We start from the raw sequence: 14383 nt of genomic DNA, 5'->3' as shown, positions 1-14383 counted from the left end.
GATCGGCAGTGCCGGGCGCCCAGGAAAAAATAGCGGGCGCAGCCGAGGGCCTGGAGTGGCTTCCGGCAGGCTTGGAAAATTAAGGTATCTGTGGGCTGGGGGGTGACATGGGAAGCGGGGACAAGTGCCCGGCTGAAGGGTTCCGCCGGACTCTGGCGGTTACCCCTCTCTGTGGATGCCAAGGCGGCCCGGAGCTGACAGCCTCAGGGTAAACAAGGTGCGCGGGACATGGTAAAACAGCGCCGTGCCCTTTTCCGGAGAACGCGGCGATGACGTCCAAACTTGAACAACTCAAGCCATTCACCACTGTGGTCTGCGACACCGGCAATCTGGAAGCCATCAGCCGCCTGCGGCCCGTGGGCGCCACCACCAACCCGTCGCTGCTGCTCAAGGCCTGCGCCATCCCGGAATACGCTGAGCGATTGCGTGCCGAAGGGATCCGACAGTTTGCGCGGGATCAGGAAAAACTGGAAAAGCTGCTGGCCTGCGCATGACTGCACTCTCTCCTTTGGCCCAACCACGCACGTTGGTGTTCCTGACCTACCCGCACATGGGCTTGCTCGACCTGACTGGCGCCCAGACGTTGTTCTGGGCCGCGACCAAGGCCATGGCCGAGCGCGGTTTGCAAGGTTATGTGTTGCACAACGCCAGCCTGGCGGGCGGGCTGATGCCGACCGCCGAGGGCTTGAGCGTCGACACCGTCGCCTTGGCACAGTTTGACCCCGCTGCCATCGACACCCTGGTGGTACCCGGCGCGCCGGCCATTGAGCAAGCCATGCTGGAAAATACCGCGCTGGTGGACTGGTTGCGCAACGCCTCCGGTCAGGCGCGACGGACCGCCTCGGTGTGCAGCGGCACGTTTTTGCTGGCGCTGGCGGGCTTGCTGGAGGGGCGCCGCGCGGCAACGCATTGGGCCATGTGCGAGCTGCTCAAGCAACGCTTCCCGAGCATCGAGGTGGACGTGGACGCGATCTTCGTGCAGCAAGGCCAGGTGTGGACCTCGGCGGGCGTCAGCGCCGGGATCGACCTGGCGCTCGCGCTGGTGGAGGCTGACTGCGGGCGCGAAGTGGCGCTGCAAGTGGCACGCGAATTGGTGGTGTTCCTCAAGCGCCCCGGTGGCCAGGCGCAGTTCAGCCAGGTGCTGCAAGCGCAAACCGCCGACAGCGCCAGCTTTGATGCGCTGCATGCGTGGATCAGCGACAACCTGCGCGACAGCGACCTCAGCGTCGAGCGCCTGGCCGCGCAGAGCCATATGAGCCCACGCAACTTTGCCCGGGTCTATAAGCAAAAAACCGGTCGCACCCCGGCCAAGGCCATCGAACTGTTTCGCATGGAAGCGGCGCGCCGCATGCTCGAAGAGTCCCAGCGCAGCATCGACCAGATCGCCGGGCTTTGCGGGTTTGGCGATGAGGAACGCATGCGCTGCACCTTCCACCGCCACCTGGCCATCTCACCCCGCGACTACCGCGAGCGCTTTTCCCGCTAGGCCGGCAGAGGTGGCAGTCATCCAGGGTTATATGTCCTTTCGGACAGGCCCTGCTGCTTTTACAGTGATCCGGCAATGCCTTGCGGCTTATCTGGTCTCTGGAGCAACCCCATGAAACAACACATTCTGATCATTGGCGCCGGGTTCGGTGGCGTGTGGAGCGCCTTGAGCGCGGCTCGGCTACTGGATAAACACGACCGCAACGATGTGCGCATCAGCCTGCTCGCACCCCAAGCGGAGCTGCGTATCCGCCCGCGGTTCTACGAGCCCGATGTACATACCATGCTGGCCCCGCTTGATGCGCTGTTCGACGCTGTGGGCGTGACCTTTGTGCAAGGCGCCGCCGACAGCATCGACGCCACTAATAAGCAAGTGACCTACCGCAACGCGGCCGGCATCCCGGCCACCCTCGCCTACGATCGCCTGGTAGTGGCCGCCGGCAGCCGCCTGAACCGCCCCGGCATGGACGGCATCGAGCATGTGTTCGATGTGGATCAGATCGAAGACGCGGCGCACCTTGAAGCCCATATCAACGCCCTCAAAAATCTGCCAGACAGCCCGGCCCGCAATACCGTTGTGGTGGCCGGCGGCGGCTTTACCGGTATCGAGACCGCCACCGAAATGCCGGCGCGCCTGCGTGCGGCACTGGGTGAGACGGCCAACATCCGTGTGATCGTGGTCGACCGCGGGCCGCAGATTGCCGCGTCGATGGGCGATGGCATACGCCCATCGATCATCGAAGCCAGCCAGGCACTGGGGCTTGAATGGGTACTGAACACCTCGGTCGCCTCGGTGGATGCCGGTGGCGTGACCCTGGCGGATGGGCAGCGGATTGAATCAAGCACCGTGATCTGGACCATCGGCTTTCGCGCCAATCCCCTGACCGAACAGATTGAGGGCACCCGCGATGCCCAGGGCCGCCTGCACGTGGACGCCCACCTCAAGGTCAAGGGCCAGGCTGCCATCTTCGCCGCTGGCGACGTGGCCTACGCCGCCACAGACGCGCTGGGCAACTTCGCTGCCATGTCCTGCCAGCACGCCATCGCGCTGGGCCGCTACGCCGGCAACAACGTCGCCGCCGATCTGATCGACGTGGCCCCCATGGCCTACAGCCAACCCAAATACGTGACCTGCCTCGACCTCGGCGCCTGGGGCGCGGTGTACACCGAAGGCTGGGACCGTCAGCTCAAGCTGGTGGGCCAGGAAGCCAAGGAACTCAAACAGCAGATCAATAGCGTGTGGATCTATCCACCGATGGCAGAGAGAGCGGCGGCGTTGGCAGCGGCCGATCCGTTGATTCCGGTGGCGTAGGACAGTCAGTCAAGCGAACGCATTGCTCAAGGCAGTGAAGATCAAATGTGGGAGCTGGCTTGCCTGCGAAAGCGGTCGTGCAGCAACAGATGCAGTGGCTGACACACCGCCATCGCAGGCAAGCCGGCTCCCACACTTAGTCTGTAGTTATCCGGTAGATACGGGGCGATCAGCTTGGCATCGGGGCACCACCCTGCCCAAACCGCCGAATCGCCAGGCAATACCCCACCAACGCCAGCCCCGCCAGCAAACCGCCCGCCGCGCCGATCCAGGCGAAGCCGAAGTGGCTGCCCACCCAACTGCCCATCAACGCGCCGCCGCCGATGCCAATGTTGTAGATCCCGGAAAACATCGCCATGGCCACATCCGTGGCATCCGGTGCCAGCACCAGCACCTTGGACTGCATGGCCAGGCCAAACCCCATGATCGCCATGCCCCAGAAAATGCTCAGCCCCACCAGGTAAGACTCGGCGCCGCTCAACGGCAGCATCAGCGCCAGGCACGCGGCGAGGATAGACACTGCGCCGATCACGAACAGGTGGGGGTTGAAGCGATGCACCAGGCTGAACAACAACGAGCCGATGATGCCAGCACCACCGAACACCAGCAGGATCAGGGTCACGGCACTGCCGCCCAGGCCGGCGACGCCTTCGACGAAGGGTTCGATGTAACTGTAGGCGGTGAATTGCGCGGTGACGGTCATTGCGGTCAGCACGTAGAGCGCCACCAGCGCCGGGCGCTTGAACAGCAGCGGCAGGCTGCGCAGGGAGCCGGAGTTCTGGCTGGGCAGCAGCGGCAAGGTGCGCGCCAGCCAGAACACCAGGGCGGCGGCGAACGCGGCGATCACCAGAAAGGTGGTACGCCAGCCCATGGCCTCGCCCAACAGACGGCCTAACGGAATGCCCAGTACCATCGCCAGGGACGTGCCGGTGGCCAGCAAACCAAGGGCCTGCACCTGCTTGCCCTCTGGCGCCAGGCGTACAGCCAGCGAAGCCGTGATCGACCAGAACAACGCATGGGCCAGGGCAATGCCGACCCGACTGACCATCAGCAAGCCGAAGCTGGTGGCCACGCTGGAGAGAATATGGCTGGCGATAAACAGACCGAACAGCACAATCAACAATTTTCGCCGTTCGACGTTGCGGGTCAGCAGCATCACCGGCAGCGAGGTCAGCGACACAATCCACGCGTAGATGGTGAGCATCAGGCCGACGCTGGCCACGGGCATGTCAAAGCTGGCACCAATGGCGCTGAGCAGCCCGACGGGGACGAATTCGGTGGTATTGAACAGAAAGGCGGCCAGCGCGAGGGCGATGACCGGTTGCCAATTGGCTTGGGGGGTTGCGGCTGAAAGGCTCATTGACGGGCGCGGTACTCTGACAGTGATCAAGCGGCCACCCAGGACAAGCGCCGCCGCCGAGCATTCTATAGGTTTCTCGCACCGCTGTTGCTGCGGATCGTCGCCCCAGGGTTTATGGCGAGGTCATGGTAATCACGTAATTGCCCGACTGAATCAGCTTGCCGGCGCGGTCTACCAGCACGTACCGCTGATCGTAATAGCGCCCCTCGCCGGTGTCCGCTACCAGCCGCACATGGGGTGCGTCGACGCTGACCACCGGCGCGACACTGCGCACCTCGATTCGGCTGCCACGACTGGATTGGGCGCAACCGCGCAGTTCCATTACCGAGCCGCTGCGCGCATTTGTCGCACACCCTGACTCGACAATCGCGCCGCTGAACCTGATGGTGCCCTGCCCCACGGTCTGGGCGGCGCCGCAGGTACTTGCCCACAGGCCCAGGAGGCCAGTCATTACCGCAACACGACGAACGTTCATGCCGACACTCCTTCTTGGGTTAGTTAAGAAGTAAGTCGTCGGCACGCCGGTTAACTTGAGCTTATTTACCCGCGAATGAGAGGTGCATCACGGATCTACCTGCCCCATCAATTCAGGAATGCTCTCCGGCCGCTGGGCATAGCGTTGGGCCAACGCCGCGCAGACCATCAACTGGATCTGGTGAAACAGCATCAACGGCAAAATCAACACCCCCATGCTCGCCCCGGCAAACAGCACCTGCGCCATCGGCACGCCGGTCGCCAGGCTTTTCTTCGAGCCGCAGAACAGGATGGTGATGCGGTCTTCCTGGTTAAAACCAAACGCCTTGCCCAGCAGCGTCGACGCCACCAACACCAGGGCCAGCAACACGCAGCAGGCCACCACCAACCCGCCCAATTCCCACAGCGGGATCTGGTGCCAGATGCCCTCATTGACCGCCTCGCTGAAGGCGCCGTAGACCACCAACAGAATCGAGCCCTGATCGACGAATTTCAGCCAGGCTTTGTTACGCCCGACCCAGCCCCCAATCCAGCGGCTGGCGACTTGCCCGGCAATGAACGGCAGCAACAACTGCACGCTGATTTTGACAATCGCATCGACTGTGGAGCCGCCATCCCCATGCACGTTGAGCAGCAGCGCTACCAGCAGCGGCGTCAGGAAGATGCCGAACAGGCTGGACGCCGCCGCGCTGCAGATGGCCGCCGGGATATTGCCGCGGGCCAGGGAGGTAAAGGCAATCGCCGATTGCACAGTGGCCGGCAAGGCGCAGAGGTAGAGCATGCCCATGTACAGCTCGTTGCCGATCAACGGCGACAGCACTGGCTTGAGCGCCAGGCCCAGCAACGGAAACAGTACGAAGGTCAGGCTGAACACCAGCAAATGCAAACGCCAGTGGCCGGCACCGGCGACGATGGCCTTGCGCGACAGCTTGGCGCCGTGCAGGAAAAACAGCAGCGCGATGGCCAGGTTGGTGACCCAGCCGAACGCCACGGCGGTCTGGCCGCTGGCGGGCAGCAGTGAGGCGAGGATCACCGTGGCGATCAGGGTGAGGGTGAAGTTGTCGGGGAGAAACCGGGGCCGGGTCATAAGCAATTCATCCAGGGGTTGCCAAGAGCGTCGCGACGACTCTAACGTAACCACCTGTTACCGACTAACGCCAATGAGCCAGTAAATGCCGCCTAAAGGACATGAAAAAGCCGTGCGCCGCAGTGTACCTGGGCTTTCCAGCCTGCCGAGGCCGGTGTACGGGCGTACTGAATCCTTGCCCAACCGGGCGCTGACACGACGCCACAGCCACCCGTGGGTGCAGTTGTCCTACGCGATTTCCGGGGTGCTGGAGATCCAGACCAGCGTCGGTCGTTTCGTCGCGCCACCGCAGCGCGCCGTATGGATTCCGGCCGGCATGCCCCATCGTGTGTTCAGTTCGCCCCATACGGAGATGCGCAGCTTGTACCTCGATTGCAGCGTCACCGCGTGGGCCGCCGAGCGTTGCCAGGTGCTGGAGGTGAGCAGTTTGCTACGCGAGCTGATCCGCAACTTCAGCCAATTGCCGGTGGAATATACCGAGGACGGGCCGGACGGGCGCCTGGCTCAGGTACTGCTCGATCAGCTCGCCGCCGCACCCCAGGTGGATTTGATGTTGCCGCTGCCTCACGACCCACGGCTGCGACAGATCTACCGCAGCCTGAACCTGCACCCCGAGCAGCAGACCACCTTGGGCGAGTGGAGCCGCAAACTGGGGGTCAGCGAAAAGACCCTCAGTCGGGTGTTCCTGAGTGACACCGGGCTGACATTCCGCGCGTGGCGCCAGCGCCTGCGCCTGTTGAGCGCCCTGCCCGCCCTGGAACAAGGCGAGCGGGTGACGGATGTGGCATTGGGGTGTGGCTATGAATCGACCTCAGCGTTTATCAATGCATTTCGTCAGCAGTTCGATTCCACCCCCGGTGAGTTCTTCCGCTGACCCTCCCACGACGCAAATAATCCCCAAACCCACGCTCGGCTGGTATTGTGCCGCGCTTTGAAACACAGCAACCGACTGCGAGGAAATGGACGTTGAACACTGACGAAAAAATGACCGGGGACCTGTTCGAGGTTGATAAGCGCCTGTCACTCAAGCCCGTGGTGGACTTCAACGCCTACCTGCGCAGCGCCTTCGGCGACGGCCCTTGCACCTGCGTGCGCTGCACGGCCAACGGCGGCGATGAAAGCGGCTATGAGTTCCAACACACCTTCACCTTCGAGGGTAAGCCGGTGCACCGTCGCTTCGCTTCGACGGCGGGGAGTGATGTGTTGATGGCGTTGAAGAAGGCATGGTTGTCGTACACCAAGGCCGAGCTGCCGCTCAGTGGAACGTTGGCGCTGGATACAGTCAAAGAGTTTGTCGAGCCACAGTTGCACAAACGCCTGGCGCCGCTGTTTGTCGCCAGCGGGTTGGTCAAAGATGTCGAAGGTGAATTGCGCATCCAGCCGCAAGCCGCAGCCTGACACCGGTTAATGTGGGAAGCACCACTGTCGAAGCAAAGAAGATCCATGGGGGAGCTGGCTTGCCTGCTATAGCGGTAGTGCAGTAACAGGCGCAGTGACTGTCACACCGCCTTCGCAGGCAAGCCAGCTCCCACATTGGTCATGCATCGCCCACAAAATCAGCGTCCGGCGCAGATCCCCTGTGGGAGCGGGCTTGCCCGCGAAGGCGGCGTGTCAGTCACTGAATATTCAACTGAACCACCGCTATAGCAGGCAAACCAGCTCCCACATTTTTCCGGTTATTGGCCTAGAAACCGGGAACGCTTTGCACGCGCAACTCAGGGGTCAGTTCGTCCAGCGGCTCGGTCAGCGGCCGGTCGCTCCCACCCGGCAGCAGGATCACCTTGCGGCATTCCTCCTCGGCTTTATCAAACAGCTCATACCCCCGCGCCGCCTGCTCCAGGGGCAGCCTGTGAGTGATGATCGCTTCCGGGTGCAGATGCCCTAGCTCGATGTGCTCCAACAACTCCGGTAAGAACCGCTGCACATGGGTCTGGCCCATCTTGAAGGTCAGGCCTTTGTCGAAGGCATCGCCAAACATGAAGCCATGGATAAACCCGGCATACACCCCGGCGACGCTGACCACACCACCGCGACGTACGGCGGCGATGCACTGGCGCAGCGCCTTGCCGCTGCTGCCCTCGATCTTGAGCGCGGTGAGCAGGGTTTCCGTGGTGCTGCCCTTGGCCTCGAAACCCACCGCGTCCACCACACCATCGACGCCGCGCATACCGGCGGTCTGGCGGATGATGGTGTCCGCCGGGTCTTCGTCTTCTTCGAAGTTGATCGGGATCACGCCGTAGGTTTTCTGCGCGTAGGCCAAACGATACGGATGGTCGTCGACCATGAAGATCTGCTCGGCACCCAGCATCTGCGCGCATGCCGCACTGAGCAGGCCCACGGGCCCGGCACCATAGATGGCCACGCTGGAGCCTTTGCCGATGCCAGCGTTGGTCACTGCCTGCCAAGCGGTGGGCAGGATATCGGAGAGGAACAGCACCTTCTCATCCGCCAGGGTGCCGGGCACCTTGAACGGCCCGGTATTGGCCTTGGGCACCCGCACCCACTCCGCCTGACCGCCGGGAATACCGCCATACAGGCGGCTGTAGCCAAACAGCGCGGCACCCGGTGGGATGGATTTTTTATTCAGGATCGCGCCGCGCCCATCGTTGGTGGTTTCGCAGGCGGCGAATTGCTGGAGCTGGCAGAAAAAGCAATCGCCACAGGCAATCACGAACGGAATCACCACACGGTCGCCGCGTTGCACGGCGGTGACGGCCGGGCCGGTTTCTTCGACGATGCCCATGAACTCATGGCCGAAGATATCGCCGTGCTCCACGGTCGGGATCTTGCCCCGGTACAGGTGCAGGTCCGAGCCACAGATCGCGGTGGCGGTGACCCGCAGAATGATGTCGTCGGGTTGTTCAATGATCGGATCGGGCACGGTATCCACCTGCACCTTGTGTGCGCCCTGGTAAGTCATCGCTCGCATGCTCTGCGCTCCTGCCGTTGAGGGGTTACTGATTAAGGGCGGAGCAAGACCATCAGTGTTCCATCAACCTCGATCAAGACCCGATCAATGGTCGCCGCGAGTCTGGGCCAACAGCAGGTCGACTACCTGGCGCAAGCTGGCAAGCGCATCGGCGCCGCTCGCCTGGGCCTGGGCCTGCAGGCGCAACTGCTCGGCCGCGCTGTTGCCGCGTCGCAGCAGCGCCTGCAGGGTATCGAACAGCAGCGGCTCGCCCATGGCCTCTGCGGTGGCGGCAAAGGTCTGCCGGGCGCACTGCAGCCATTGCTCAGCGCTGCCCAGGGTGCCTGCGTCGTCCAACGCGAAGGTGCCGGCGGCACCATAACGCTTGGCCTGCCAGCGATTTTCCTTGAGCAGCCAGCGCGCCTCGGCACTGAACCTGGCGCCAGGGCGCTGCATCGCGCAGGCATGGGCGATCATTACCCGAAACAGCGTGGCGAGGGCCAAGGCATCCGCCAACCGTGGGCAGGCGTCGGTCATGCGCAGTTCCAGGGTGGGATAGCGTGCCGCTGGGCGGATTCCCCACCAGCCATTGCCATCGGCCTTGATCGCGCCGATGCGCTGTAACATGGCCAGGTAGCGCTGGTACTCGGCCCAATCGCTGAAGTGTTCCGGCACGCCCATGCGGGGCCACTCGTCGCACGCGGCCTGGCGGTAGCTCATGAAGCCGCTGGGCGCGCCGTCCCAGAAGGGGGACGAGCAACTGAGCAGCAGCAACAACGGCAACCACGGCGACACCTGGTTCATCACCGCGATACGGTCCAGCGTTTGCGGCACCTGCACATGCACATGCAGCCCGCACAACACACTGCGCCGCGCTACATATTGAATATCGTCGAACAGGTGCCGGAAATGCGCCTGATCGGTTGGCCGCTGCTCACGCCAATCGGCCAGGGGGTGGCTGCCGGCGCACACCACACCGAGGCCGAACTCAGCCAGGGATTGCGCCAGGTTGCCGCGCACTGCCCGGAAGTAGTCCGCCGCTTCGGCGCTGGAGGTGAACACCGGAGAGGCCGCCTCGATCTGGCCCTGGAACATCTCAAACGAGAAGCCCGCGCCAATCGCTTCGCGACAGGCCGCCAGCACTGCCGCCGAGGGCTCGCCGACCATCTGGCGGCTGTGCAGGTCGGTGATGAAGTATTCCTCTTCAATGCCAAAGGTGAGCATCGGGTATTCAGCGCAATCGGGTGACAATCAGTGCGACCACGGCGATGCGCTCCACCTGCTCATAACCTGGCTTTTCCAGTTCTTCACCGAAAACATCCGGGTCCAGTTCGCGGTAGGTCCAGCCGTAGGCGTCGCTGCCCAGCAGCGGCTTGACCGCCTCCAGGAAGGGGTCGCTGCCGGCCACCATCGCCACCCCGGTATACAGCAACAGGCTACCGCCGAGGGCCAGGCGCCCGATGGACTCACTGACGATGCGCAGCGACAACTGCTCCCCCAAGGCGCCGCCGCCATGGCGATAGGCGCGCTGGCGGTCATCTTTCATGTACGGCGGGTTAGCGACGATCAGGTCGAATTCGCCCTCCACACTGGCCAGCACATCACTGTGGTACACGCTGACGTTATTCAGCGCGGCCAGCTCGGCATTCACCGCGGTCATGCGCAGGGCACGGGGGTTGATATCCACCGCCAGCACCTGGGCGTCATGCCGGGCTTTAGCAATCACCAGCGCACCGACGCCGGCGCCACAGCCAATGTCTACAGCGCGCTTGAGCGGCTCGAAACGCTGTTGCAGATAGGCTTCGATCACGTGGGCAAAGCGGTAGCTGTCGGGGCCGAAAAACACCGCGTCCGCCTGGTCGGTGGGATAAGGCGAATGGGCGAACAGCAGCCCGTCGAGGCTCGACCAACGCACTGCGCTGCGCCATAACGCGCCGTGCTTTTCGATCACATCCGCTTGCTGCAATTCTTCGCGCAGGGCCTCGGGCAACAAGCCTTGATCGAACGGCATCGACCAACCGAACACATCGCGCAGCGTCATTGCCAGGGGCGTCGTCAGCCGCCGATAGACACGCTCATGGGTCAAGGGCGTTGGCGTGATAAAGCGATAACCACCCTCCTTCAACCCCCGGCCCAAATTCAACAAGGCACGATCAGCCAGTTGTTGCGCAGACATAGGCACATTCCTTAGCGCAGGCGCGCACGCAGTTGGATAAAGCGGCGAGTGGCATACAGCCCGGCAGGCGTGCAGTGACGGCGTGCCGACAGCCACGGGATCAGTGCATTGAGCTGCTGCACATCGGGCAAGTTGCACAATGACTCCGCCAGGGCCTGGGTATCAGGATCCGCGGGACGATGCTGCTCGCGGGAAAACCGGCTGCCGCGTCCCGGCCGCACGGGCGGCACGCGTTCGCTGGTAACCCATTCACCCGCAATCCAGTCATGGATCAGTTGTTTTTCATAACCGCTGAACACCCCGAACATCGCGGCGCCAGCGCCCTCGATCAATTGCCAGAAGCGGCTGTTGGCGGGGTCCTGGTTGTGTTTGATCCAGCCTTTGTCTTCGAGGGCCTTGAGGAACGCGCCGATCTGCCCAGGCTGGGCCAGCCATTGGTTCACGGTCTGCCCTTCGAAGCGGCAATAGTCCGAATGCATGTGCTGGCCGAAGGCGCGCTTGCGCTCAAGCATCGCCACCACCTCGTCCTGCAAGTTGAATTGTTTGATGATAGACGTGGTACCCAGGCCCAAATCATTCAGACGGTAGCCTGCCGCCACACGGCGATAGAAGTCTGCCCTTCCCTCGCCCAGCGGCAACAGGTTCAGCACCGATTGCGCCGCCTTGCTCGCGTGGCCGCTGCTGGCGTTGTCGATGGTGACATGCAGCGTGAAGTAATAAGGGTCGATACCCAGCTCACTGAGTTCATAGGCGGTGATCAACAGGTGCAGCGGCAGTTGCTCGTAACCCAGGTTGAAGCCAATGACCTCCGGCAGGAACTCGTCGGCGCACACGCCAAGCGCCAGTTGCAGCGCGCCTTGCAGGTAATGGTCATCCTCAAGGCCGGCTTCGCTGTCGGCATCGTGTTCGCTGAGCAACTTGCGGTAGATCACCACATGGTTCTGCGCGGCTTCACCGTCGCCCAATTCTTCCAGGTAAGTGGTGAGCAGGCCGTCGAAGCGCTGGTCTTGCCAATAGCGCAGCAAGCCATAGAGCCAGGCGCCGTCGACCTGTTTGGTGGGTGCCACGCGCTGCAGAAAGTACAACGCATGGGCCTTGTTCTGGAAATACCGTCGTGGCCCCCCTTGCTGGCGCTGCTCAAGGTAGTCGGCATAGGCCTGGGCCACCTCGGCGCAGCGTTGCTCGACCCAGGCCATCAGCTGTTCGGGCGCCTCAGGCAAGTCGCAGTCGGTGTCCTCTACCAGGGCCAATTGATCGTGCAGGTATTCACGCGCCAGTTCGGTGGCGTCTTGGGTTTCGCCATGCAGCTGTTGGTAGACCCGTTGATGGCGGCCCTGGGCCGAGTCGGTGAGAGAGGCCGGCTGGCCAGACAGCGCTGTAAGGAGTGTCATGATGGCAGTTTCCGCAAAGTCCGTTACAACGGGCCTCCCACAAGGTGGCCCCGCAAGAGCGCTCAACATCACGCGCTTCTAAAATGCAGAGCCTCGGGGCGTGCGGAAAATTCAAATGAGGTTGGGTTGGGAGGGATAAGCGGTCTTTTGTCAGGGCTCACAAAACCAAAAAATGCCTGTAGGAGCGAGCTTGCTCGCGAAAAACGTCAACGATAACGCGTGCTTCCTGAATAAACGCGGCGTCGGTGAGTTCTTCGCGAGCAAGCTCGCTCCTACAGGGGTTGAGATGGCGCTGTTACTTACGCGCCGCCTCCCACTGCTTGAGCAGGTCGTTGTAGTTCACGGTTTCGCCCTTGGGCTTTTCGTTGGCCAGTTTCGGCTTCGGTGCACCCGGCTGGTCGAACCAGTATTGCGCGTCACGCTCGGGGTTCATTTTCGGGCCGCACACCGGTTGCACCTTGGAGCGTTCCAGGCGCGTCATGATCGCATCCTGCTCCTTGGCCAGGTTGTCCAGCGCCTGTTGCGGGGTCTTCTCGCCGCTGGCCGCTGCGGCGATATTGCTCCACCACAGTTGCGCCAGGCGCGGGTAGTCCGGCACGTTGGTGCCCGTCGGGGACCACTCGGTGCGGGCCGGGCTGCGGTAGAACTCCACCAGCCCCCCGAGTTTGGGCGCCATGTCGGTCATGGCCTGGGAGTTGATATCGGACTCACGAATCGGCGTCAGGCCAACGATGGTTTTCTTCAGCGACACCGTTTTTGAGGTCACGAATTGCGCGTAGAGCCAGGCCGCGAGTTTCTGCTTTTCGGGCGTGGACTTGAGGAAGGTCCAGGAACCTACGTCCTGATAGCCCTTCTTCATGCCCTTTTCCCAATACGGCCCGACTGGGGACGGTGCCATGCGCCATTTCGGCGTACCGTCGGCATTCACCACCGGCAGGCCCGGTTTGACCATGTCGGCGGTAAACGCGGTGTACCAGAAGATCTGCTGGGCGATGTTGCCCTGGGACGGCACCGGGCCGGATTCGGAGAAGGTCATGCCCGCCGCTTCCGGTGGCGCGTAGGCTTTCATCCAGTCCACGTATTTCTGCGTGGCGAATACTGCCGCCGGGCCGTTGGTGTCGCCGCCGCGGGTGACGCTGGAGCCCACCGGGTGGCAATCCTCTACACGGATGCCCCACTCGTCCACCGGCAAACCGTTGGGCAAGCCTTTGTCGCCGCCGCCGGCCATGGAGAACCAGGCATCGGTGAAACGCCAGCCCAGGGACGGGTCTTTCTTGCCGTAGTCCATGTGCCCATAAATGCGCTTGCCGTCGATTTCCTTGACGTCTTCGCTGAAGAACTTGGCGATGTCTTCATAAGCCGACCAGTTCACCGGCACGCCAAGGTCGTAGCCGTATTTCTCCTTGAACTTGGCCTTCAGCTCCGGCCGCTCGAACCAGTCGGCGCGGAACCAGTAGAGGTTGGCGAACTGCTGGTCGGGCAACTGGTAGATCTTGCCGTCCGGCGCGGTGGTGAAAGATAGGCCGATAAAGTCCTTGAGGTCCAGGGTGGGCGAGGTGAAATCCTTGCCTTCGTTGGCCATCAGGTCGGTGATGGATTCGGTCTTGCCGTAGCGAAAGTGCGTACCGATCAAGTCGGAATCGTTGACCCAGCCGTCATAGATGTTCTTGTCGGACTGCATCTGGGTTTGCAGCTTCTCCACCACGTCGCCTTCCTGCAGCAGGTCGTGGGTCAGCTTGATGCCGGTGATTTCACTGAAGGCCTTGGCCAGCACCTTGGATTCGTACTCGTGGGTGGTGAGGGTTTCCGACACCACGTTGATCTTCATCCCACGGAACGGCTCCGACGCCTTGATAAACCACTTCAACTCTTCAAGCTGCTGGGCTTCGGTAAGGGTCGAGGGTTTGAACTCGCTGCCGATCCATTTTTTCGCGGCATCTTCATACGCATCGGCCCAGGCCGAAGCGCTCAAACCACTGAGGGCCAGTACGGCGGCCAATGAAATGCTATGTCGCAGCTTATTGTTTTTATTCAACATAGAGACCTCCAGGTTAATTTCAAACGGGGCTTGTAGGAGCGAGCTTGCTGTGGCGCAGGGAACTTGTGCCCGTGGTGGGCGAAGCGGCGCCCAGATCAGATAACAAGTAGGGTAGCAGGTAGTGCGTGGTGTGCAGCCACCCGTGAGAGGCG

General features: G+C 62.5%; 12 protein-coding genes and 1 pseudogene. 5 read left to right on the top strand and 8 right to left on the bottom strand.

Translation table 11 applies throughout. From position 1 onward, the window contains the following. Window positions 1-269: 269 nt before the first annotated feature. The 3 genes and pseudogenes from GIW79_RS24650 to GIW79_RS24640 form a co-directional block, all read left to right on the top strand. Window positions 270-428, top strand: a pseudogene (locus tag GIW79_RS24650) (transaldolase family protein); the annotation flags it as partial. Between the two features lie 62 nt (window positions 429-490). Continuing rightward, window positions 491-1486 (top strand): GlxA family transcriptional regulator, encoded by a 996-nt coding sequence (locus GIW79_RS24645; RefSeq protein ID WP_236454553.1) that lies wholly within the window; start codon window positions 491-493, stop codon window positions 1484-1486. Window positions 1487-1597: 111 nt separating this feature from the next. Further along, complete coding sequence (locus GIW79_RS24640) at window positions 1598-2797, top strand: NAD(P)/FAD-dependent oxidoreductase (RefSeq protein ID WP_236454550.1); 1200 nt, start codon at window positions 1598-1600, stop codon at window positions 2795-2797. Between the two features lie 169 nt (window positions 2798-2966). Here GIW79_RS24640 and GIW79_RS24635 read toward each other — a convergent pair whose 3' ends face one another. The 3 genes from GIW79_RS24635 to GIW79_RS24625 all read right to left on the bottom strand — a co-directional run bounded on the left by GIW79_RS24635 (window position 2967) and on the right by GIW79_RS24625 (window position 5718). Further along, window positions 2967-4157 carry a sugar transporter gene (locus GIW79_RS24635; protein WP_236454546.1) on the bottom strand — a complete coding sequence of 397 codons (1191 nt, stop codon included), beginning with the start codon at window positions 4155-4157 and terminating at the stop codon, window positions 2967-2969. Window positions 4158-4269: 112 nt separating this feature from the next. After that, window positions 4270-4632, bottom strand: a complete 363-nt coding sequence (locus GIW79_RS24630; RefSeq protein ID WP_034127749.1) for a type 1 fimbrial protein — start codon at window positions 4630-4632, stop codon at window positions 4270-4272. An 87-nt stretch (window positions 4633-4719) separates the two neighbouring features. Then, window positions 4720-5718, bottom strand: coding sequence for a bile acid:sodium symporter family protein (locus GIW79_RS24625; protein ID WP_034127750.1), 999 nt, complete (start codon window positions 5716-5718; stop codon window positions 4720-4722). 85 nt (window positions 5719-5803) lie between these two features. On the opposite strand from GIW79_RS24625, the gene GIW79_RS24620 reads away from it, so the two are divergent. Next, entirely contained in the window at window positions 5804-6592 is a 789-nt protein-coding gene (locus GIW79_RS24620; protein WP_032896737.1) for an AraC family transcriptional regulator, read from the top strand. A 92-nt stretch (window positions 6593-6684) separates the two neighbouring features. Then, entirely contained in the window at window positions 6685-7116 is a 432-nt protein-coding gene (locus tag GIW79_RS24615) for a hypothetical protein (protein WP_089042321.1), read from the top strand. Between the two features lie 286 nt (window positions 7117-7402). Here GIW79_RS24615 and GIW79_RS24610 read toward each other — a convergent pair whose 3' ends face one another. The 5 genes from GIW79_RS24610 to GIW79_RS24590 form a co-directional block, all read right to left on the bottom strand. Beyond that, a complete protein-coding gene (locus GIW79_RS24610; RefSeq protein ID WP_054917144.1) occupies window positions 7403-8647 on the bottom strand; it encodes a zinc-dependent alcohol dehydrogenase in 1245 nt (414 codons plus the stop codon). Between the two features lie 84 nt (window positions 8648-8731). Continuing rightward, window positions 8732-9850, bottom strand: a complete 1119-nt coding sequence (locus GIW79_RS24605; protein WP_054917145.1) for a carboxylate-amine ligase — start codon at window positions 9848-9850, stop codon at window positions 8732-8734. A 7-nt stretch (window positions 9851-9857) separates the two neighbouring features. After that, complete coding sequence (locus GIW79_RS24600) at window positions 9858-10802, bottom strand: methyltransferase (protein WP_054917147.1); 945 nt, start codon at window positions 10800-10802, stop codon at window positions 9858-9860. Window positions 10803-10813: 11 nt separating this feature from the next. Continuing rightward, window positions 10814-12193 (bottom strand): iron-containing redox enzyme family protein, encoded by a 1380-nt coding sequence (locus GIW79_RS24595; protein WP_054917148.1) that lies wholly within the window; start codon window positions 12191-12193, stop codon window positions 10814-10816. Between the two features lie 295 nt (window positions 12194-12488). Continuing rightward, window positions 12489-14231 carry an ABC transporter substrate-binding protein gene (locus tag GIW79_RS24590; RefSeq protein ID WP_003192009.1) on the bottom strand — a complete coding sequence of 581 codons (1743 nt, stop codon included), beginning with the start codon at window positions 14229-14231 and terminating at the stop codon, window positions 12489-12491. Window positions 14232-14383: the final 152 nt, after the last annotated feature.

Source organism: Pseudomonas sp. PA-7-1E (assembly GCF_021605325.1).
Classification (GTDB): domain Bacteria; phylum Pseudomonadota; class Gammaproteobacteria; order Pseudomonadales; family Pseudomonadaceae; genus Aquipseudomonas; species Aquipseudomonas fluorescens_BV.
This window is presented reverse-complemented; position numbering and strand designations above follow the sequence as displayed.

Excerpts from the sequence above, each read along its gene's own strand:
- GIW79_RS24620 (WP_032896737.1), top strand. The coding sequence starts at position 5,804 with ATGCCGCCTAAAGGACATGAAAAAGCCGTGCGCCGCAGTGTACCTGGG.
- GIW79_RS24640 (WP_236454550.1), top strand. The coding sequence starts at position 1,598 with ATGAAACAACACATTCTGATCATTGGCGCCGGGTTCGGTGGCGTGTGG.
- GIW79_RS24605 (WP_054917145.1), bottom strand. The coding sequence starts at position 9,850 with ATGCTCACCTTTGGCATTGAAGAGGAATACTTCATCACCGACCTGCAC.
- GIW79_RS24635 (WP_236454546.1), bottom strand. The coding sequence starts at position 4,157 with ATGAGCCTTTCAGCCGCAACCCCCCAAGCCAATTGGCAACCGGTCATC.
- GIW79_RS24590 (WP_003192009.1), bottom strand. The coding sequence starts at position 14,231 with ATGTTGAATAAAAACAATAAGCTGCGACATAGCATTTCATTGGCCGCC.
- GIW79_RS24630 (WP_034127749.1), bottom strand. The coding sequence starts at position 4,632 with ATGAACGTTCGTCGTGTTGCGGTAATGACTGGCCTCCTGGGCCTGTGG.
- GIW79_RS24625 (WP_034127750.1), bottom strand. The coding sequence starts at position 5,718 with ATGACCCGGCCCCGGTTTCTCCCCGACAACTTCACCCTCACCCTGATC.
- GIW79_RS24610 (WP_054917144.1), bottom strand. The coding sequence starts at position 8,647 with ATGCGAGCGATGACTTACCAGGGCGCACACAAGGTGCAGGTGGATACC.
- GIW79_RS24600 (WP_054917147.1), bottom strand. The coding sequence starts at position 10,802 with ATGTCTGCGCAACAACTGGCTGATCGTGCCTTGTTGAATTTGGGCCGG.
- GIW79_RS24645 (WP_236454553.1), top strand. The coding sequence starts at position 491 with ATGACTGCACTCTCTCCTTTGGCCCAACCACGCACGTTGGTGTTCCTG.
- GIW79_RS24595 (WP_054917148.1), bottom strand. The coding sequence starts at position 12,193 with ATGACACTCCTTACAGCGCTGTCTGGCCAGCCGGCCTCTCTCACCGAC.